The sequence below is a fragment of the Streptomonospora nanhaiensis genome (assembly GCF_026642255.1).
In the GTDB taxonomy this organism is placed as follows: Bacteria; Actinomycetota; Actinomycetes; order Streptosporangiales; family Streptosporangiaceae; genus Nocardiopsis; species Nocardiopsis tropica.
Genome location: NZ_CP113264.1, coordinates 783,670 through 803,153 on the forward strand (window position 1 = coordinate 783,670; position 19,484 = coordinate 803,153).

The window sequence follows — 19,484 nt, forward strand, 5'->3', positions numbered from 1 at the left end:
TGCATGGCGCCCCCGGGTGGTGCGGTCACCTCTCTGTCGGTGTGCGGGCGGACCGTCGCGGCCGGTGAGTGGCTGCGTCCGCGACGGAGGGTCCCGACGGCCTTGTGGCGGCGGCTCCGAGGCCGTCGGGATCAGGGGGTGGTGCGGCGGTGCGGTGGTGCCTGGGCCCGGCCGGCGCGGTGGGCGCCGGCCGGGCACTGGGTCAGAGTAGTCCTGCGGCGCGCGCCCAGCGATACTTCGCGCCGAGAATCTGCACGGGTTTCTCGGTCGTGTAGGGGAAGGCCACGATCCCGTGGTCGAACAGGTACTGCGAGGCCTCCTCCACCTCGGTGTCCCCGGAGAGGGAGGCCACCACGGGCTTGTCGATGCCCTTGGCCCTGGCCTCGGCCACGACCTCGCTGATCACCTTGGCGAAGACCATCGGCGGGGTGATGATGGTGTGCCAGTAGCCCAGGATCAGCGAGTGCACCCGCTCGTCCTCCAGGCCCAGCCTGACCGTGGCCTCGTAGGTCGAGGGGGGCTCGCCCCCGGTGATGTCGACCGGGTTCCCTGCCGCCCCGAAGGGCGGGATGAACGCCCGGAACGACGCGTCCAGGTCCGGCGGGATCTCGTACAGCGACATCCCGTTGTCGACCACGGCGTCGGAGAGCAGTACGCCCGATCCGCCCGCCCCGGTGATGATGACGACGTTCTCGCCCTTGGGCGTGGGCAGGACGGGCAGGGCGCGGCCGAACTCCAGCAGTTCGTTGAGCCCCGGCGCCCTGACCACCCCGGCCTGGCGCAGGATGTCGTCGTACACCTTGTCGTCCCCGGCGAGCGCCCCGGTGTGCGATCCGGCCGCGCGGGCTCCGGCGGCGGTGCGCCCCGCCTTGAGCACGATGACGGGCTTGTGCGGCACGACCTCGCGTGCGGCCTCGACGAAGGCGCGGCCGTCCTTGAGGTCCTCCAGGTGCATGGCGATGGCGTTGGTGTTCTCGTCCTGCCCGAAGAACGTGAGCAGGTCGTCCTCGTCGATGTCGGCCTTGTTGCCGACGCCGACGATGGCGGAGACCCCGGTGTTGGTGCTGCGGCTGTAGCCGAGGATGGCCATGCCGATGCCGCCGGACTGCGAGGTGAGGGCGGTGCCGCCGGCGACGTCGTAGGGGGTGCAGAACGTGGCCGACAGCTTCTCGGGCGTGTAGTAGTAGCCGTAGATGTTGGGGCCGAGGAGCCGGACGCCGTGCCTGCGGGCGATGGCCAGCACCTCGTCCTGCAGCTCCTGCTCACCGGTCTCGGCGAAGCCGGACGGGATGAGGATCGCCGCGGCGACCCCCTTCGCCCCGACCTCCTCCAGCGCGCCGGCGACGAACTTCGCGGGGATCGCGAAGACGGCCACGTCGACGTCGCCGGGGACGTCGAGGACGCTCGCGTACGCCTTGCGGCCGTACACCTCGGGGGCCTTGGGGTTGACCGGGTACACCTCGCCGGCGTACCCGCCGTCGACGATGTTCTTGATGACGGAGTGGCCGATCTTCCCGGCCTCGTTGGACGCGCCGATGATCGCGATCGACCGGGGCTTGAAGACCCGGTTCATCGCGCCGAGGATCTCGTCCCGGCCGAACGAGGCCGGCCGCTCGGCCGGGGTGAAGTCCAGGACGAAGCGCAGGTCGGCGGCCACGGCGGACGAGGGCCCGGCGAACACGGGGTTGAGGTCGGCCTCGGCGATCTCGGGGAAGTCGGTCACCAGGTCCGACAGCGCGCTGACGACCTCGGCGAGCCGCTCCTGGTCCACGCCCGGCCGGCCGCGCACACCGCGCAGCACCTCGGCGGCGCGGATGTCGCCGACCTGGGACAGCGCCTCCTCCTTGGAGATCGGCGCCATGCGGAAGGTGACGTCCTTCAGGACCTCGACCAGGACGCCGCCCAGGCCGAACACCACGATCTTGCCGAAGGTGGGGTCGGTGGTCGCGCCGACGAGGACCTCGACCTCGGGTCCGCCGCCGATCTGCTGCTGGATCTGGACGCCGTCGATCCTCGCGCCCGGGGTGTGGGCGAGGGCGTTGGCGACGATGCGGTGGTAGGCCTCGGAGACCTTCTCGGCGCTGTCCAGGCCGACCTCGACGCCGCCCGCGTCGGTCTTGTGCAGGATGTCGGGGGAGACGATCTTGGCCACGACGGGGAGGCCGAGGTCCTGGGCGAGGGAGGCGGCCTCCTCCGCGGAACGGGCCAGGGCCTCTCCGGGGATCGGGATGCCGTAGGCGTCGGCGAGGACGCGGCCCTCGGGGGCGGTGAGGGCGGCGCGGCCCTCGGCACGGGCCCGGTCGAGCACCTCGCGGACCGCTGAGCGGTCCCGGTCGGAACGCTCGGGGTTGTAGGCGGCCATGTCTTCAGATCACTCCGTTCGATTCGAGTTCGGCCAGGTCCTCGTCGGACAGCCCCAGTTCGCCGCGGTAGACCTCGGCGTTGTGCTCGCCGAGCAGCGGGGAGCGGACGACGTCCACCGGCGAGTCCGAGAGGCGGATCGGCGAGGACACGGTGCTGTAGGGCCCGCGCTCGGGGTGGTCGACGGTGGTGATGACACCGTTGGCCCGCAGGGTCGGGTCGTCGATGATCTCCCGGGTGGACATGATCGGACCGCAGGGGATGTTGTGCGCGTTCAGCGCCGCCAGCACGTCCCACTTGGGGATCTGGGCGGTCCACTCCTCGATCAGGGAGAACATCTTGTCGAGCTTGTCCAGCCGGGCCTCGGGGGTGGACCACTCGGGGTCGTCGGCCAGTTCGGGCCGGTCGATGAGCCGGGTGATCGGCTCCCACCCGGCGGGCTGGACGATGACGTACACGTAGTCGTTGGGCCCGCCCGGGGCGGTGCGGACGGCCCAGCCGGGCTGGCCGCCGCCGGAGGCGTTGCCGGAGCGGGGGACCTCGTCGCCGAAGTCGTCGTTGGGGTACTCCGCCAGCGGCCCGTGCGCGAGCCTCTGCTGGTCGCGGAGCTTGACGCGGCACAGGTTGAGCACCGCGTCCTGCATGGCCACCTGCACGCGCTGGCCGCGCCCGGTGTGGGTGCGCTGGTACAGGGCCGCGAGGATACCGGCTACTGTATGCATACCCGTGCCCGAGTCACCGATCTGCGCGCCCGTCGCCAGCGGCGGGCCCTCCTCGAACCCGGTGGTGCTCATCGAGCCGCCCATCGCCTGGGCGATCACCTCGTAGGCCTTGAAGTCGGCGTACGCGCCCGGCCCGAACCCCTTGATCGAGGCGTAGACCAGCCGGGGGTTGGCCTCGGAGAGCGCCTCCCAGGTGAACCCCATCCGGTCCAGCGCGCCGGGGGCGAAGTTCTCCACCAGGACGTCGCTGCTGCGCACGAGGTCCAGGAAGATCTCCTTGCCCCGGGGCTTCTTGGTGTTCAGGGTGATGCTCCGCTTGTTGGAGTTGAGCATCGTGAAGTACAGGCTGTCCACGTCGGGCCGGTCCCGGAGCTGGCGCCGGGTGATGTCGCCCGAGGTCGCCTCCACCTTGACCACGTCCGCGCCCATCCAGGCGAGGATCTGCGTCGCCGACGGCCCCGACTGGACGTGGGTCATGTCCAGGACGCGTACCCCGTCGAGTGCCTTGCCCATGGCTCTTCCTCTCTGGCTCGGCTACTTGTACATGGTCTGGTTCATCGTCCCCGGGGCGTAGACCTCGGGGTCGATCCAGACGTTGACGAGCGAGGGCTTGCCGGACTCGCGGGCGCGGCGCAGCGCCGGGGCGATGTCGGCCGGGTCGCGGACCTCCTCGCCGTGGCCGCCGAGCATCCTGGCGAACTCCGCGTAGTTCACGTCCCCCAGCGTGTTGCCGATCTCGCCGCGGTCCGCGCCGTACTTGGCGATCTGGCCGTAGCGGATCTGGTTCATCGACGAGTTGTTGCCGACGATGCCGACGAAGGGCAGGTCGAACCGGACGAGGGTCTCGAAGTCCCAGCCGGTGAGGCTGAACGCGCCGTCGCCGAAGAGCGCGACCACCTCCTTGTCCGGGCGGGCGTACTTGGCGGCCATCACGAACGGGACGCCGACGCCCAGCGTGCCGAGCGGCCCCGGGTCCATCCAGTGGCCCGGCGACTTGGGCTGGACCACCTGCCCGGAGAAGGTGACGATGTCGCCGCCGTCGCCGACGTAGATGGAGTCCTCGGTCAGGAACTGGTTGATCTCGCTGACCAGCCGGTAGGGGTGGATGGGCGTGGAGTCGGAGGTGAGCAGGTGCGCCCGCTTGTCCAGGGCGGTCTGCTCCTGGGTCCGCAGCTCCTCCAGCCAGGTCTTGCGGCTCTGGGAGCCGTTGTCCCCGTAGGCGGAGGTGGCCTGGAGCACCGAGGACAGGATGACGTCGGCGTCGCCGACGATCCCCAGGTCGATGTCCCGGTTCTTGCCGACGGTGGCGTAGTTGAGGTCGATCTGGACGACCGTGGCGTCGGGGGAGAGGCGCTTGCCGTAGCCCATGCGGAAGTCGAAGGGGGTGCCGACGATGATGATCAGGTCGGAGTTGGTGAAGGCGTAGCGCCGGGAGAGCTGGAAGTGGTGGGGGTCGCCCGGCGCCAGCGTGCCCCGGCCGGCGCCGTTCATGTAGGCGGGGACGTTGAGCGCGCGGACCAGGTCGGTGGCCGACTGCGTGGCCCGGGTGGTCCACACCTGGTTGCCGAGCAGGATGCTCGGGCGCTCGGAGCGCACGAGCAGGTCGGCCAGGCGCTCGATCGCGTCGGGGTCGCCCGCCTGCCGCGTGGAGGCGCGGTACCGGCCCTTGGCGGGGATCCGCGCCTTGTCCAGGGGGACCGAGGCGTCGAGGACGTCGCGGGGGATCTCCAGGAAGGACGGGCCGGGGGCTCCGCTGTTCGCCTCGCGGAACGCCATCGAGACCATGTCGGCGACCCGCTCGGTGTGCGGCACGGTGGCGGCGAACTTGGAGATCGGGTTGATCATGTCCACGTGCGGCAGGTCCTGGAGCGAGCCCATCTTGTGCTGGCTCAGGGCGCCCTGGCCGCCGATGACCAGCATCGGGCTCTCGGCGCGGTAGGCGTTGGCGATGCCGGTGACCGCGTCCGTGGTCCCGGGGCCGGCGGTCACGACCGCGCATCCCGGCTTGCCGGTGATCCGCGCGTAGCCGTCGGCGGCGTGCGCCGCGACCTGCTCGTGGCGGACGTCGACCACGTCGATGCCCTCGTCGGCGCATCCGTCGTAGATGTCGATGATGTGTCCGCCGCAGAGCGTGAAGATGACGTCGACGCCCTCGGCCTTGAGGGCCTTGGCCACCAGGTGGCCTCCGGAGATCGCGGTCTTCTCGCTGGTGGTGGATTCGGTGGTTCCCTTGCCGTCGGCCATCGGTACGACGACCCCTTTCGTGCGGTGCGGGCGGGCTGCGTCCTCGGGGACGCTGTTGCCGGGATACTGTATACCGTGTACGTCACATTGGAGCACGGCGTCGCGGCGGTGTCCAGACCCCGTGTGGGGCCGGTGTGGTCCGTACCGGGAGCGGGCGCCGGAGCAGGGCCGCGAGCAGCGCCGCGACCCCGCACAGGGCACCCGCTCCGACCAGGCCCGTCGGCCAGGCGGCGGGCGGCGCCGTCGCCAGGAGCAGCGCCGCCCCGCCGACGCCGACCAGTCCGCCGACCGCCTTCGAGCTGTAGACCAGGCCGTGGATGCCGGCGGTCCACCGCGAGCCGAAGTGCCCCTCGGTGATCGCGCGGGTCAGCGGGTAGCAGGAGCCGGTGCCCGCGCCCGCCGCCAGCGCCAGGAGCACCGCGGCGGCGGGGGGTCCGGCGGAGGTGGGCGCGGCGAGGCCGGTCAGCGCGAGCGCCGCGGCCCCCAGCAGCAGGGCGAGGATCCGGCGCCGGCCGGTCCGCTCGGCCACCGCGCCCGCGGCCAGGCGCCCCAGTCCGCTGCCGGCGGCGAAGGCCGCGATCGCCGGGGCGACGGCGGTCGGGGGGTGGCCGCCCTCCACGAGGAGCACCGGCAGCGCGGCGAGGACGAACAGCCCGCCGGCCCCGGAGAGGGCGACGACCGCGTGCAGGAGCGGCAGCGACCCGCCGGCCGTCCACGCCTGGGCGTGGGTGAAGTCGGTGGCCGGGGGCGGGTCGGCGCCCCGGCGCAGGGCGACGGCGCGCGGGTCGGGCGCCCCCGGCGGCCACCACCGCGGCGGGGCGGAGCGCTGGCCCGCGCCGCCGGCGACCCCCAGGACCAGGACCAGCGCCGCCAGCGACGCGCAGGCCCAGGGCAGCGAGGCGGGGGACGTCCCGGCCGCGATCGCGGGGAGGAGGGGGACCGAGCCCAGGGCGAAGGCGCCGCCCACGGCCCCCGAGCGCACGGTCCGCCGGTCGGGGAACCAGCCGCCGACCAGGTCCGTGCAGGAGTGGTAGACGAGTCCGGCGCCCGCGCCGCCGAGGACCCCGTAGCCCAGGACGGCCGCGGCGAGTCCGGAGGAGGCGCCGAGCACGACCAGCGCCGCCGCGCACAGCAGCGCGCCGGTCTGGATCAGCGCCCCGGCCCGCAGTTCCCGCCGTCTCCCCAGCCGGTGCAGCGCCGGGGCGCAGGCGCCCTGGACCAGGGTCCACACGAGGAACGGGAGCAGGGCGGAGGCGGGGGACCAGCCGTGCGCGGCGACCAGGGTCGGGACCGCCGCGCCGTAGCCGAACTGGAGCACCCCGACCGCCGCGGCCGCGACCAGCGCGCGGGCGAGGACGACGGAGCGGGGTGCGCCGGTCAGCGTGCGTGCGGACGGGCCGACGGAGTAGCGCCTGCCGCGCCAGTCGCGCACCTCCTCCCGGTCGGGGACGGAGGGCGGAGGGTGTCCGGGGGAGTGGGGGCTGCGCATGGCGACACCTCCTTGTATGCAGTATGCAAAGTTCTCGGCGCCCTGGGAAGGGGTGGCACAGGACACATTTTCGGCCGAAGGAGTATTGAATACTGCATACAGTATGGAGTATCACTGAAGGGGACACGACAACCACGTCATGAGGAGGCCAGGTGGATCTCCACGAGTACGAGGCCAAACAGCTCTTCGGGGAGTACGGCGTCCCCCTCGTCGAGGGCGAGATCGCGGACACCCCCGAGCAGGCGCGGCTGGCGGCCGGGCGCATCGGTCACCGGGTGGTGGTGAAGGCGCAGGTCAAGACCGGTGGTCGCGGCAAGGCCGGCGGCGTGAAGGTCGCCGAGGGCCCCGAGGACGCCCGGGCCAGGGCCGAGCAGATCCTCGGCATGGACATCAAGGGCCACACGGTCCACCGTGTCCTGGTCGAGGAGGCCTCCGAGATCGCGGAGGAGTACTACTTCTCCTTCCTGCTGGACCGCGCGAACCGCAATTTCCTGTCGATCTGCTCCAAGGAGGGCGGCATGGAGATCGAGGAGGTCGCCGTCACCAACCCCGACGCGGTCGTGCGCACGCCGGTCGGGCCGGAGGGGGTGGACCAGGCCGCCGCGCTGGAGATCTGCCGTGCCGCCGGACTCCCCGAGGAGGTGCGCGACTGCGCCGCCCAGGTGATCACCCGCCTCTGGGCGGTCGCCGCGGGGGAGGACGCCACCCTCGTCGAGGTCAACCCCCTGGTCCGCACGGCCGACGGCCGGATCGTCGCCCTCGACGGCAAGGTCACCCTGGACGAGAGCGCGGGCTTCCGCCACCCCGAGCGCGTCCCCTTCACGAACGGCTCCGACGTCGACGACCGGGAGCGCAGGGCGAAGGAGAAGGGCCTGAACTACGTCAAGCTCGACGGCGAGGTCGGGATCATCGGCAACGGCGCGGGCCTGGTCATGTCCACGCTGGACGTGGTGGCCTACGCCGGCGAGGAGCACGGCGGGGTCAAGCCCGCGAACTTCCTCGACATCGGCGGCGGCGCCTCCGCCGAGGTCATGGCCGACGGCCTGGAGATCATCCTGGGCGACCCGGCGGTCAAGAGCGTGTTCGTCAACGTCTTCGGCGGCATCACCGCCTGCGACGCGGTCGCCAACGGCATCGTGCAGGCGCTGGAGCTGCTGGAGGGCCGCGGTGACGATTCGGGTTCCAGCGGGACCGGCAAGCCGCTGGTGGTGCGACTGGACGGCAACAACGCCGAGCTGGGCCGCCAGATCCTCGACGAGCGCGCCCACCCGGCCGTTCGGCGGGTCGACACGATGGACGGCGCCGCCGCCCGGGCCGCCGAGCTGGCGGCACTGGGCTGACCGGCGGGACGAACTTCGACAGGGGACGGAACACACCATGGCTATTTTCCTGACCAAGGACAGCAAGGTGCTGGTCCAGGGCATGACGGGCTCTGAGGGCACCAAGCACACCCGGCGCATGCTCGCCTCGGGCACCAACATCGTGGGCGGGGTCAACCCGCGCAAGGCCGGCCAGAAGGTCGACTTCGACGGCACCGAGGTCCCGGTCTTCGGATCGGTGGCCGAGGGCATGGCCGCCACCGGCGCCGACGTCACGGTCATCTTCGTGCCGCCCAAGTTCTCCAAGGACGCGGTCGTGGAGGCGATCGACGCCCAGATCGGCCTGGCGGTGGTGATCACCGAGGGCATCCCGGTGCACGACACCGCCGCGTTCTGGTCCTACGCCGGCTCCAAGGGCAACAAGACGCGGATCATCGGTCCGAACTGCCCGGGTCTGATCACGCCGGGCCAGTCCAACGCGGGCATCATCCCGGCCGACATCGCCAAGCCGGGCCGGATCGGCCTGGTGTCGAAGTCGGGCACGCTGACGTACCAGATGATGTACGAGCTGCGCGACATCGGCTTCTCCTCGGCGGTGGGCATCGGCGGGGACCCGATCATCGGGACCACGCACATCGACGCGCTGGCGGCGTTCGAGGCCGACCCCGACACCGATGTGATCGTGATGATCGGTGAGATCGGCGGCGACGCCGAGGAGCGTGCGGCGGAGTTCATCAAGGCCAACGTGTCCAAGCCCGTGGTGGGGTACGTGGCGGGGTTCACGGCTCCGGAGGGCAAGACGATGGGGCACGCGGGCGCGATCGTGTCGGGTTCGGCGGGCACGGCCGCGGCCAAGCAGGAGGCCCTGGAGGCCGCCGGCGTCAAGGTCGGTAAGACCCCCAGCGAAGCGGCCCGCCTCGTGCGCGCCGTCCTCGGCGGAACCCACGGCGGAGAGGAGGCGGGCGCCCTCTCCACGGCGGCGCCCACGGCCCCATGACGACGATGCCCAAGCCCGGCACCTCCTGGGCCGCACTGTACGCCCGCTGCCGGGAGGCCGCCCCGGAGGCCTTCGGCCCGGACCGCGTCCACAACCACTGGGGCGGGCGGTGGCGCCCCGACGGCGAGCCCCGGGCCTCCTACTCGCCCGTGGACGGTTCGCGGACCGCGGACCTGCCCATGCTGGACGGCGCCACCGCGGCCCTCGCCGTGGCCGGGGCCGCCGCCGGGCACCGCGCGTGGGCCGCACTCCCCCTCGCGGAGAGGCAGGCACGGGTGCGCGCCGCGGTCCGCGCCTGGGAACGGCACCGCGACACCCTCGCCCTCGCCCTCGTGTGGGAGATCGGCAAGCCCTGGCGGCTGGCCCGCCAGGACGTGGACCGGGCGATCTCCGGGGTGGAGTGGTACCTGGACGGCATCGGGCCCATGCTCGACGGCCGCCTCCCCCTGGACGGCCCCGTCAGCAACATCGCGAGCTGGAACTACCCGATGAGCGTGCTCGCGCACGCGATGTGCGTCCAGGCGCTCGCGGGCAACGGGGTGATCGCCAAGACGCCCACCGACGGCGGGCTGGTCTGCCTGACCCTCGCCGTGGCCCTCGCGGTCCGGGAGGGGCTGCCGTTCACCCTCGTCAGCGGGGGCGGGCGCGAGCTGTCCCCGGCGCTGGTGAAGGGGCCCGAGATCGGCTGCGTGTCCTTCGTCGGAGGCCGGGACGCCGGCGGCCGGGTGGCGGCCGACGTCGCCGACCTGGGGCGGCCGCACGTCCTGGAACAGGAGGGGCTGAACTGCTGGGGAGTGTGGGAGTTCAGCGACTGGGAGACCCTCTCCGGCCAGATCCGCAAGACCTTCGACTACGCCAAGCAGCGCTGCACCGCCTACCCGCGGTTCGTCGTGCAGCGGTCCCGCTTCGACGCGTTCCTCGACGCCTACCTCACCGCGGTCCGCGGCGTCCGTTTCGGCCACCCGCTCGCCGTGGAGTCCCCCGACGACGACCTGCCGGAGCTGGACTTCGGCCCCCTCGTCAACGCGGCCAAGGCCAAGGAGCTCACCGACCGCGTCGCCGAGGCCGTCGCGGGCGGGGCCGTGCCCCTCTACCGCGGCGGACTGGACGACGCCCTCCTGCTCCCGGGCCAGAACACGGACGCCTACGTGGCGCCGGTGGCCCTCCTGGAGCCGCCGCGCTCCTCACCGCTGTTCCACGCCGAGCCCTTCGGCCCGGTCGACTCGATCGTGCTGGTGGACACCGAGGCCGAACTCCTGGCCGGGATGAACGCCAGCAACGGGGCCCTGGTCGCCACGGTCTCCTGCGACGACCCCGACACCGCCTCGCGCCTGGCCGGGGGCGTGCGCGCCTTCAAGGTCGGCGTCAACCGGCCGCGCTCGCGCGGCGACCGCGACGAGCTGTTCGGCGGCTGGGGCGACTCCTGGCGGGGCGCCTTCGTCGGCGGGGAGCTCCTCGTCCACGCGGTCACCCGGGGGCCCGCCGCCGAGCGCCTGCCCGGCAACTTCCCGCACTACACGCTGCGCCCCGAGGGGCGCGTCTGACCGGCGGGGGACCCGGGACGGGTCCGGTGCGCGGGGCCGGGACACGGCTCCCGGCGCACCGGGCCCGGCACGGCCGCTCCCGCGGCCGGCCGGAGGATCCGGACCGGTCGCGGGGGCACGTCCGGGGTGTCCGGGCGCCGCTCCGAGCGGCGGTGCGGACACGGGGCCGGGTGTCGGGGGCGGTCGGTGCAGGGGGCTGGAGCGCGCCGACCGCCCCCGCGTCTACTGACCCGAACTGCGGACGCCTCCCGTGGCCGCCGAGGGCGCGCTGAGCGCCTTCTTCAGGAGGATCCGATGCCTTCCGGCGTAGACGTTCATGGAGGTGCCCCTGAGGAACCCGGCGAGCGTGATGCCCGCCTCCTCGGCCAGGTCGACGGCCAGGGACGAGGGCGCGGAGACGGCCGCCATCATCGGGACGCCGGCCATCCAGGCCTTCTGCACCAGCTCGAAGGAGGCGCGGCCCGAGAGCATCAGCACCGTGCCCTCCAGCGGCAGCCGGCCGGAGCGCAGCGCCCAGCCGACCAGCTTGTCGACCGCGTTGTGGCGGCCCACGTCCTCGCGCAGGGCGAGGAGTTCGCCCTCCGCGGTGAACAGCCCGGCGGCGTGCAGCCCGCCCGTGCGGTCGAACACCCGCTGCGCCTCGCGCAGGCGGTCGGGCAGGGCCGTCAGGGTGTCCGCGCCGATCCGGGCCCCGTCCTCCGCGACCTGCCACCTGGCCTGGGTGCGGACGGCGTCCAGGCTGGCCTTGCCGCACAGGCCGCAGGAGGACGTGGTGTAGAAGTTGCGCTCCAGCGACGTGTCCGGGCGGGGGACGCCCGGGGCCAGGGACACGTCGAGCACGTTGTAGGTGTTGGAGCCGTCCTCGGTCGCGCCCGCGCAGTAGCGGATCGCGGTGATCTCCTCGGCCCGCGAGACCACGCCCTCGCTCACGAGGAACCCGGCGGCCAGGTCGAAGTCGTCGCCGGGCGTGCGCATGGTGACGCTCAGCGGCTCACCGTCCAGCCTGATCTCCAGCGGCTCCTCCACGACGAACGTGTCCACGCGCTCGGTCGCGGACCCGTCCTTGATCCGGAGCACCTTCCCCCGGACAGTGACCCGTCCCATCTCCGCCCCACCGCCTTCCGGTGTCCTGCCGTCCCCGGTTCTACACGATATGTCCGGGATTCTCATCCTCGTGGTTCCGCGCGGGGCGGAACGGTTCAGGAACCGCCGCCGCCGGCGCCACTGCCTTTGCCGTCGCCGCCGCGGCGCTGCACGTGCTGGAAGCCGAACCGTCCCTTGATGCACAGGTTCCCGTGGGTCACGGGGTTGTCGTGCGGGGACGTGACCTTCACGATCTCGTTGTCCTGCACGTGCAGCGTAACGTTGCAGCCGACCCCGCAGTACGTGCAGATCGTGGTGGTCTCGGTCTGTTTGTCCTCGTCCCAGGTCCCCGCTTGGCGCATGTCGAACTCGGTGCCGAAGGAGAGGGCCCCGGTGGGGCAGACCTCGATGCAGTTCCCGCAGTACACGCAGGCCGAGTCGGGCAGGGTGACGTCGTGCTCGGTGGAGATGCGGGCGTCGAACCCGCGCCCGGCCACCCCGATCGCGAAGGTGTTCTGCCACTGGTCCCCGCAGGCGTCGACGCACTTGTAGCACATGATGCACTTGGAGTAGTCGCGCACGTACAGGTCGTTGTCGATCTTCGCGGGCTGCTCGACCGTCGCCGCGACCGAGCCGTCGCCGGGCTCGTGCTCGCCGGAGCGCCGGGCGTCGCGCACGCCGAGCGCGGCGGCCTCGGCGCGCGGGCCGAACCTGTCGGGCTCCGCCTCGTAGCGCTCCATCCACTCGGCGACCTTCGGGGTGGTGGACAGGTCCACGGAGGAGCCGAGCAGCTCCAGGACCAGCTTGCGGCTGTGGCGCACCCGCTCGGAGTCGGTCGCCACGGACATGCCGGGCTCCAGCTTGCGCGAGCAGGCGGGGGCGAGCGTGCGCGCGCCCTCCACCTCCACCACGCACACGCGGCAGGCGTTCCTGGGCGTGAGGGTGTCGCCGTGGCAGAGGGTGGGGATCTCGGTGCCGCGCTCGGCGCACGCCTCCAGGACGGTGGTGCCCTCGGGCACACGGACCTGCTCTCCGTCGATGGTCGCGTCGATCAGCCGCCTGGGCGGGGCCAGGAGTACGGGGACGGTCATCGGGCCTCCTCGGTTGCCGCCCGGTCGCCCGCGGCGGTGCTCTGCTGGATGTCGTCGGAGGCGGCCCGGTCGGGGCCGCCGAACAGGTCGAGCCGGTCGATCGCCGACTCCACGGCGTTCCAGGCCGTCTGCCCCAGTCCGCAGATCGAGGCGTCCTTCATCGCACGGCCGACCTCGCGGAGCAGGGGGACCTCGGCGGCCGCGTCTGCCCCCGCGCTGATCCGCAGCAGCGACTCCTCCTGGCGCACCGTACCGACACGGCAGGGGACGCACTGGCCGCAGGACTCGTCGCGGAAGAAGGCCGCCACCCGGACCAGGGTCGCGACCAGGTCGGCGGTGTCGTCCAGGACCAGGACCACGCCCGAGCCCAGGGTCGTCCCGGCCGCGCGGGCGCCCTCGAAGGTCAGGGGGATGTCGAGTTCGTCGCCGCGGACGAACGCCCCGGCCGCCCCGCCGAGCAGGACCGCCTGGACGGTGCGGCCCTCCGGCATGCCCCCGGCCGCCTCGATGAGGTCGCGCAGGGTGGCCCCGAACGGCAGCTCGTACAGCCCGGGGCGGCGCACGCCGCCGGACAGGCAGAACAGCTTGGGTCCCGTGGACCCGCCCGTGCCGACGGCCGCGTAGGCGGGGCCGCCCATCAGCATGATCGGCAGGACGTTGACCAGCGTCTCGACGTTGTTCACGGCGGTGGGCTTGCCGAACAGGCCCTTCTCCACGGGGAAGGGCGGCTTGGTGCGGGGCTCGCCCCGGTAGCCCTCGATGGAGCCGAAGATCGCGGTCTCCTCGCCGCAGATGTAGGCCCCGGCGCCCCGCCGGATCTCGATGTCGAAGGCGAACCCCGAGCCCAGGACGTCCGGCCCGAGGAGTCCGCGCTCCCGTGCGAGCGCGACGGCGTTCTCCAGGTGCCGCAGCGCGCGGGGGTACTCCCCCCGGATGTACAGGAACCCGAGCCGCGCCCCGACGGCGTAGCCGGCGATCGTCATCGCCTCGATGACGGAGAAGGGGTCGCCCTCCATCAGGACGCGGTCCTTGAAGGTGCCCGGCTCGCTCTCGTCGGCGTTGCACACCAGGTAGTGCGGGCCGTCCGGCTGCTGGGCGGTGGCCTGCCACTTGCGGCCGGTGGGGAAGGCGGCTCCGCCCCGGCCGACCAGGCCGGAGTCGGAGACCTCCCGGATCACGCCGGCCGGGCCGAGCCGCAGCGCCCGGCGCAGTGCCGCGTAGCCGCCGGCGGCGCGGTAGTCGTCCAGGCTGAGGGGGTCGACGGTACCGACGCGCCGGAGGAGCACGTGGCCGGGCGACCCGGCGTCGGGGACCGCCGCCGAGGGGGCGGGCTCCGGGGCGGCGCCGGGCAGGGGATCGGCGCCGAAGGTGGTGGGGGAGGGGGCGCCGTGTCCGTTCGCGGAGACCGGTGCGGCGGAGCCGGGGGAGGCGTCCCCCGCCAGCGCGTCCAGGTCCCCGGGGGCGGCGGGCGCGGCGACGGCGTACCGTGCCGGGGCGCCGGCCTCGAGGGCCAGGGCGGCGGGCGCGCGTTCGCACATGCCGAGGCAGGGGCTCTCGTGCCAGGTGGTGTCGCCGTCGTGTCCGCCGGGCGGGCCGAGGCGTTCGGCGAGCCGGTCGCGCAGGCCGGACGACCCGGCCGCCGCGCAGGCGATGTCGGTGCACAGGTGCACGACCCGGCGGGGGCGCTTGCGCAGGGAGAACATCGCGTAGAAGGAGGCGACGGCGTAGGCCTCCGCCGGCGGGACGGTGAGCCGTCGGCAGATGTGGTCCAGGGCGGGCCTGCTGATCCAGCCCACCCGGTCGTTGACCGCGTGGAGGGCGGGCATGAGCAGGTCGCGTCTGTCCCGGGCGGTGTGGCCTCCCCGCGCGTAGCGCAGGTCGACGTCCTGGCGGGCGCCGCCGTCCCAACCGGATTCGGGGGGACCGAGCACGCTGTCGACGGCTTCGCGCTCGACGGCGGTGGGCGCCTCGTCCAGGAATCGCAGGTCCACGTCTGTGTCACCTCAATCTCGTGTAATCCAGATCACAGGATTTTGTATACAGAGGACAGTATGATGCTGGTTATCGGGTTGACAACCCCCGTACGCGCCAAGATCGCGTAAGGAGACCCGGCCCCCGGGGCGCGCGCCCGAACGCGTCGCCCAGGGAGGGGACCGCGCCGTCGCCGCAGGGGGCTGGGGCGACGGCGCGGTCCGCCGTCCGCGCACGTCAGGGCGCCGGCGCCGCACTGCCGGCGTGTTCCTCCACCCTCTCGATCCGCACCGCCGCGGCCTTGTACTCGGCCGTCCCCGCGATCGGGTCGGTGGCGTCGATGGTCAGCAGCTGGGTGTCCACCTGGTGGGGGAAGTGGAACGTCATGAACACCAACCCCTGCCGCATCGCCTCCGTGACGGAGACGGGGACGAGGACGGAGCCCCGGCGCGAGGTCACCCGCACCGTCTCGCCGTCGGCGACGCCGAGCTTGGCCGCGTCCTCGGGCGAGAGGTCCAGCAGCTCGCCCCGGCGCAGCGGCGACGAGAAGCCGCCGGTCTGCACCCCGGTGTTGTAGTCGTCCAGGCGCCGCCCCGTCGTCAGCCGGAACGGGAAGTCCTCGTCGAGCAGGTCGACCGGCGGGGAGTGGCCCACGATCCCGAACGGGGCGGGTTCGCCGCGCTCGGCGGGGTCCTCCGACCACAGGCGCGAGTGCAGGTAGCTCGGCTCCAGGGCGTCCTCGGAGTAGGAGGGCCACTGGATGCCGTGCAGCTCGGCCAGGCGCGCGTAGCTCATGCCCCGGTGCATGGGGGAGAGGGAGCGGACCTCGTTCCAGATCTCCTCGGCCGAGGGCCGGGACCAGTCGACGCCGAGGCGGGTCGCGAGGTCGCACATGATCTCGATGTCGTCGCGGGCGCCCTCCGGCGGGTCCAGGGCCTTGCGGACCAGCTGCACGCGGCGCTCGCTGTTGGTGAAGGTGCCGTCGGACTCGCACCAGGAGGCGCTCGCGGGGAGCACCACGTCGGCGAGCTCGGCGGTGCGGGTCAGGAAGATGTCCTGCACCACCAGGTGGTCCAGGCTGCGCAGGCGGCGGGTGGTCTTCTCGGTCTCGGGCTCGGACTGGACCGGGTTCTCGCCGATCACGTAGAGCGTCCTGAGCTCCCGCTCGTCCATCGCCTCGAACATCTGGGTCAGGGTCTTGCCCTTGGTGCCCTGGATCTCGCGGCCCCACGCGGCCTCGAAGGGCGCGCGCGCCTCCGGGTCCAGGATGTCCTGGAACCCGGCCAGCCGGTCGGGGATGGCGCCCATGTCGCCGCCGCCCTGCACGTTGTTCTGGCCGCGCAGCGGGTTGAGCCCCGAGCCGTGCCGTCCCACGTGCCCGGTAAGCAGGGCCAGGTTGATGAGCGAGCGGACGTTGTCGGTGGCGTTGTGGTGCTCGGTGATGCCGAGCGTCCAGCACATCTGGGCGCGCTCGGCCCGGGCGTAGGCGTGCGCCAGCTCGCGGATGGCCTCGGCGGGCACGCCGGTCTCGGCCTCGGCGGCGGCGAGCGTCCAGGGCTCGACCAGCGCGCGGTACTCGTCGAACCCGCTCGTGGCGCGCCGGACGAAGGTGTCGTTGGCCAGGCCCGCGTGCAGGATCTCGCGTCCGATCGCGTGCGCGAGCGGGATGTCGGTGCCCACGTTCAGTCCGAGCCAGCGGTCGGCCCACTCGGCGGTCGAGGTGCGCCGGGGGTCGACGACGAACAGGCGCGCGCCGTTGCGCACGCCCTTGAGCACGTGCTGGAAGAAGATGGGGTGGGCGAAGCGCGGGTTGCCCCCCCAGATCACGATGAGGTCGGTGTCCTCGACCTCGGCGTAGGAGGAGGTCCCCCCGCCCGAGCCGAAGGCCGCGGCCAGGCCGGCGACGCTGGGCGCGTGGCAGGTGCGGTTGCAGGAGTCGACGTTGTTGGTGCCGACGACGACGCGGGTGAACTTCTGCGCCATGAAGTTCATCTCGTTGGTCGCCCGCGCGCAGGAGAGCATGCCGAAGGAGTCGGGCCCGTGCTCGTCCACGCCGCGCCGGAACCCGGCGGCCGCGCGGTCGAGGGCCTCCTCCCAGGAGGCCGGGCGCAGTTCGCCGCCGTCGCGGACGAGGGGGCGGGTGAGTCGGTCGTAGGGAGCGGAGAAATCGTCGGATCGCATGTGGCCTCGCTTGGTGGTCGTGGCCGGATTCGCCTGGTCCGACGGCGCCCGTGGCGCCTGACGGGGATACTGCATACAGTATTTAGCGATCATGAGTCATGGGTCAAGACCGGGCGGCCGGCGCGGGTGCGGGGGGAGCCGGGGGTCCGGGGGCGTCGAGCATCCGGTCGTTGAGCAGCCCGGCCACGGCGTCCACCGCCCGGAGGGCCGGGGCGGGGGTGCCGGTCAGGTCGGCCAGCTCCACCACGGCGGACAGGATGACGTCCAGTTCCATGGGCCGCCCGCGCTCCAGGTCGTGCAGGGTCGAGGTGCGGTGGTCCCCGGCGCGCTCGGCCCCGGCCAGGCGGCGGTCGATGGAGACGGCGGGGTGCACGCCGAGCCGCGCCGCGACCTCCAGGGTCTCGGCCATCATGGTGCGCGCCATCTCCCGGGTCGAGCGGTTCCGGCAGATCTGCGCCATGGTGGAGCGGGTCAGCGCGCTCAGCGGGTTGAAGACGATGTTGCCCATCAGCTTCACCCAGATGTCCTCGCGCAGGTCCTGCTCGATCGGGCACTTGAGGCCGCCCGCCTCCATCGCGGCCTGGAAGTCGCGGCAGCGCGCGGAGGAGGACCGGTCCGGCTCGCCGATGGAGAACCGGGTCCCCTCCATGTGCCGGATCACCCCCGGGCCCGCGAGCTCGGTGGCCGCGTAGACCACGCACCCGACCGCGCGCTCGACCGGGATCGTCCGGCTGACCGCTCCCCCCGGGTCCACGCTCTCGATGCGGTGTCCCGCGAGGGGGCCCTCGACCCCGTGGAAGTACCACCACGGGATGCCGTTCTGGGCGGCGACGACCATGGTGGAGGGGCCCATCAGGGGGCGCAGCATCGGGCCGCAGCCCGCGTAGTGCTGGGCCTTCAGGCCGAGGAGGACGGCGTCGACGGGGCCGACCTCGGACGGGTCGTCGGTGGCGTGCGGGTGCGCGGTGAAGTCGCCGCGCGCGCTGAGCACGCGGACGCCCCGCTCCCGCAGGGCCTCCAGGTGGGCGCCGCGGGCGATGAGGTGGACGTCGGCCCCGCCCCTGTGGAGTGCGGCGCCCGCGTAGGCGCCGATCGCTCCGGCGCCGAGTACGGCGATTCGCATGAGGACTCCCTTCCTTTCACATACTGTATACAGTATGCTCCGAGATATCGTTCTCCACATGTCGGTAGGGAGAGAAGGAATGCCCGACCAGGGTTCCCCGGAAACTTCTCCGCTTCTTCACGTCGGAGACCACCCGCGACCCCCGCTGCCCTGGACCGCTGCGCGGGAGCTGGCGCGGGTGACCGGTGCCGAGGGTGGCACGCCCATGGCCGAGGAGCCGCTCGCCGGCGCCCTCGGCGCCACCCTCGGCGCCGACCTCGTCGCGGCGGTCGACGTCCCCGCGCTCGACAGCGCCGCCATGGACGGGTACGCGGTGTCCGGGGAGGGCCCCTGGTCGGTCCTCGGGCGCTCGCTCGCGGGGCGGCGGTGCCCGGTCGTCCGGCTGGGGGGCGGTGAGGCAGTGGAGGTCGCCACCGGCGCCGTCCTGCCGGACGGCACCACGGCGGTCCTGCCGCGCGAGCTGGCGACGGAGTCCTCCGGCGCCGTGCGCGGCGGGATCGGCGAGGGGCGGCACATCCGCCGCCGGGGCGAGACCACGGCGGCGGGAACGCCGGTCGCCCGCCGGGGTAGCCCCGTCACCCCCGCCCTCCTGGGGCTCGCCGCGAGCCTGGGCCGCGACACCCTGCCCGTGGTCCGGCCCCTCGTGCGGGTCCTGGTCACGGGGGACGAGGTCGTGGTCGAGGGGGCGCCGCGCCCCGGGGCGGTGCGGGACGCGATCGGTCCCGTGCTGCCCGGGCTCGTCGCCTGGGCCGGGGGCGCCTGCGCCCCCGCGGTGCGGGTCCCCGACCGGGGCCGGGACCTGGCGCGGGCGCTCGGCGTCGCAGGGCCGGCCGAGGTCGTCGCGGTCTGCGGCTCCTCCTCGGCCGGCCCGGCCGACCACCTGCGCCCGGTCCTGGCCCGGCTGGGCGCCAGGGTCGTCGTCGACGGCGTCGCCTGCCGCCCCGGCCATCCGCAGCTGCTGGCCGTCCTGCCCTCCGGGACCGTGGTCGTGGGGCTGCCGGGGAACCCCGGCGCGGCCCTGGCCGCCGCCCTCACCCTGCTGGTTCCGGTGCTCAGCGGCCGTGCGGACCGGCGGGACCCCGCGCACGCCGGCCGGCGGATCGGGCTCATCGGCCCGACCGGCCCGCACCCGTCCGACACCCGTCTGGTGCCGGTGCGCGTGAGCCAGGACCTGGCGGTGGAGCTGCCCGTCTCGGGCTCCGCCGACCTGAGGGGCGCCGCCACGGCGGACGCCCTCGCCGTGGTCCCGCCCTCGCGCGTCCCGGGGCGCGTCCCCGGAAGGGTCGAGCTCGTGGAGGTTCCGACGTGACCCACGCACGTCCTGCGTTTTGTACACTGTCTACAAAGACCGCGCACCAG

Annotated in this window: 13 protein-coding genes; 4 read left to right on the top strand and 9 right to left on the bottom strand. The window is 73.3% G+C overall.

The annotated features are described in order from the left end of the window. Nucleotides 1-202: 202 nt before the first annotated feature. The 4 genes from OUQ99_RS03580 to OUQ99_RS03595 form a co-directional block, all read right to left on the bottom strand. Complete coding sequence (locus OUQ99_RS03580) at nt 203-2,362, bottom strand: acetate--CoA ligase family protein (RefSeq protein ID WP_267947995.1); 2,160 nt, start codon at nt 2,360-2,362, stop codon at nt 203-205. Nucleotides 2,363-2,366: 4 nt separating this feature from the next. Continuing rightward, entirely contained in the window at nt 2,367-3,596 is a 1,230-nt protein-coding gene (gene frc, locus OUQ99_RS03585) for a formyl-CoA transferase (protein WP_267947996.1), read from the bottom strand. Between the two features lie 21 nt (nt 3,597-3,617). Next, nucleotides 3,618-5,327, bottom strand: coding sequence for a thiamine pyrophosphate-binding protein (locus OUQ99_RS03590; protein WP_267947997.1), 1,710 nt, complete (start codon nt 5,325-5,327; stop codon nt 3,618-3,620). Between the two features lie 82 nt (nt 5,328-5,409). Then, nucleotides 5,410-6,816, bottom strand: coding sequence for an MFS transporter (locus OUQ99_RS03595; protein WP_267947998.1), 1,407 nt, complete (start codon nt 6,814-6,816; stop codon nt 5,410-5,412). 152 nt (nt 6,817-6,968) lie between these two features. On the opposite strand from OUQ99_RS03595, the gene sucC reads away from it, so the two are divergent. Genes sucC through OUQ99_RS03610 form a run of 3 tightly spaced genes read left to right on the top strand, consistent with a single transcriptional unit; the run spans nt 6,969 to nt 10,676 of the window. Further along, complete coding sequence (gene sucC, locus OUQ99_RS03600; protein WP_267947999.1) at nt 6,969-8,156, top strand: ADP-forming succinate--CoA ligase subunit beta; 1,188 nt, start codon at nt 6,969-6,971, stop codon at nt 8,154-8,156. 37 nt (nt 8,157-8,193) lie between these two features. Next, the gene (gene sucD / locus OUQ99_RS03605; RefSeq protein WP_267948000.1) at nt 8,194-9,132 is read left to right on the top strand and encodes a succinate--CoA ligase subunit alpha; all 939 of its coding nucleotides are present in this window, start codon (nt 8,194-8,196) and stop codon (nt 9,130-9,132) included. After that, on the top strand, nt 9,129-10,676 hold the full coding sequence (locus tag OUQ99_RS03610) for an aldehyde dehydrogenase family protein (protein ID WP_267948001.1): 1,548 nt from the start codon (nt 9,129-9,131) through the stop codon (nt 10,674-10,676). Before sucD ends, OUQ99_RS03610 begins: the two co-directional genes overlap by 4 nt. 222 nt (nt 10,677-10,898) lie before the next feature. Here the strand turns inward: OUQ99_RS03610 and fdhD are convergent, their stop codons facing one another. From fdhD to OUQ99_RS03635, 5 genes are all read right to left on the bottom strand, one after another. Then, the gene (gene fdhD, locus OUQ99_RS03615; protein WP_267948002.1) at nt 10,899-11,780 is read right to left on the bottom strand and encodes a formate dehydrogenase accessory sulfurtransferase FdhD; all 882 of its coding nucleotides are present in this window, start codon (nt 11,778-11,780) and stop codon (nt 10,899-10,901) included. A 95-nt stretch (nt 11,781-11,875) separates the two neighbouring features. Further along, nucleotides 11,876-12,850 carry a 2Fe-2S iron-sulfur cluster-binding protein gene (locus OUQ99_RS03620; protein WP_267948003.1) on the bottom strand — a complete coding sequence of 325 codons (975 nt, stop codon included), beginning with the start codon at nt 12,848-12,850 and terminating at the stop codon, nt 11,876-11,878. Then, a complete protein-coding gene (locus OUQ99_RS03625) occupies nt 12,847-14,841 on the bottom strand; it encodes an NAD(P)H-dependent oxidoreductase subunit E (protein ID WP_267948004.1) in 1,995 nt (664 codons plus the stop codon). Before OUQ99_RS03625 ends, OUQ99_RS03620 begins: the two co-directional genes overlap by 4 nt. A gap of 217 nt (nt 14,842-15,058) precedes the next feature. Beyond that, entirely contained in the window at nt 15,059-17,002 is a 1,944-nt protein-coding gene (locus OUQ99_RS03630) for a molybdopterin oxidoreductase family protein (protein ID WP_267948005.1), read from the bottom strand. A 103-nt stretch (nt 17,003-17,105) separates the two neighbouring features. Beyond that, nucleotides 17,106-18,125: a 2-dehydropantoate 2-reductase gene (locus OUQ99_RS03635; RefSeq protein ID WP_267948006.1), complete on the bottom strand. Its 1,020-nt coding sequence runs from the start codon at nt 18,123-18,125 to the stop codon at nt 17,106-17,108. A gap of 205 nt (nt 18,126-18,330) precedes the next feature. On the opposite strand from OUQ99_RS03635, the gene OUQ99_RS03640 reads away from it, so the two are divergent. Beyond that, nucleotides 18,331-19,434: a molybdopterin-binding protein gene (locus OUQ99_RS03640; protein WP_267948007.1), complete on the top strand. Its 1,104-nt coding sequence runs from the start codon at nt 18,331-18,333 to the stop codon at nt 19,432-19,434. Nucleotides 19,435-19,484: the final 50 nt, after the last annotated feature.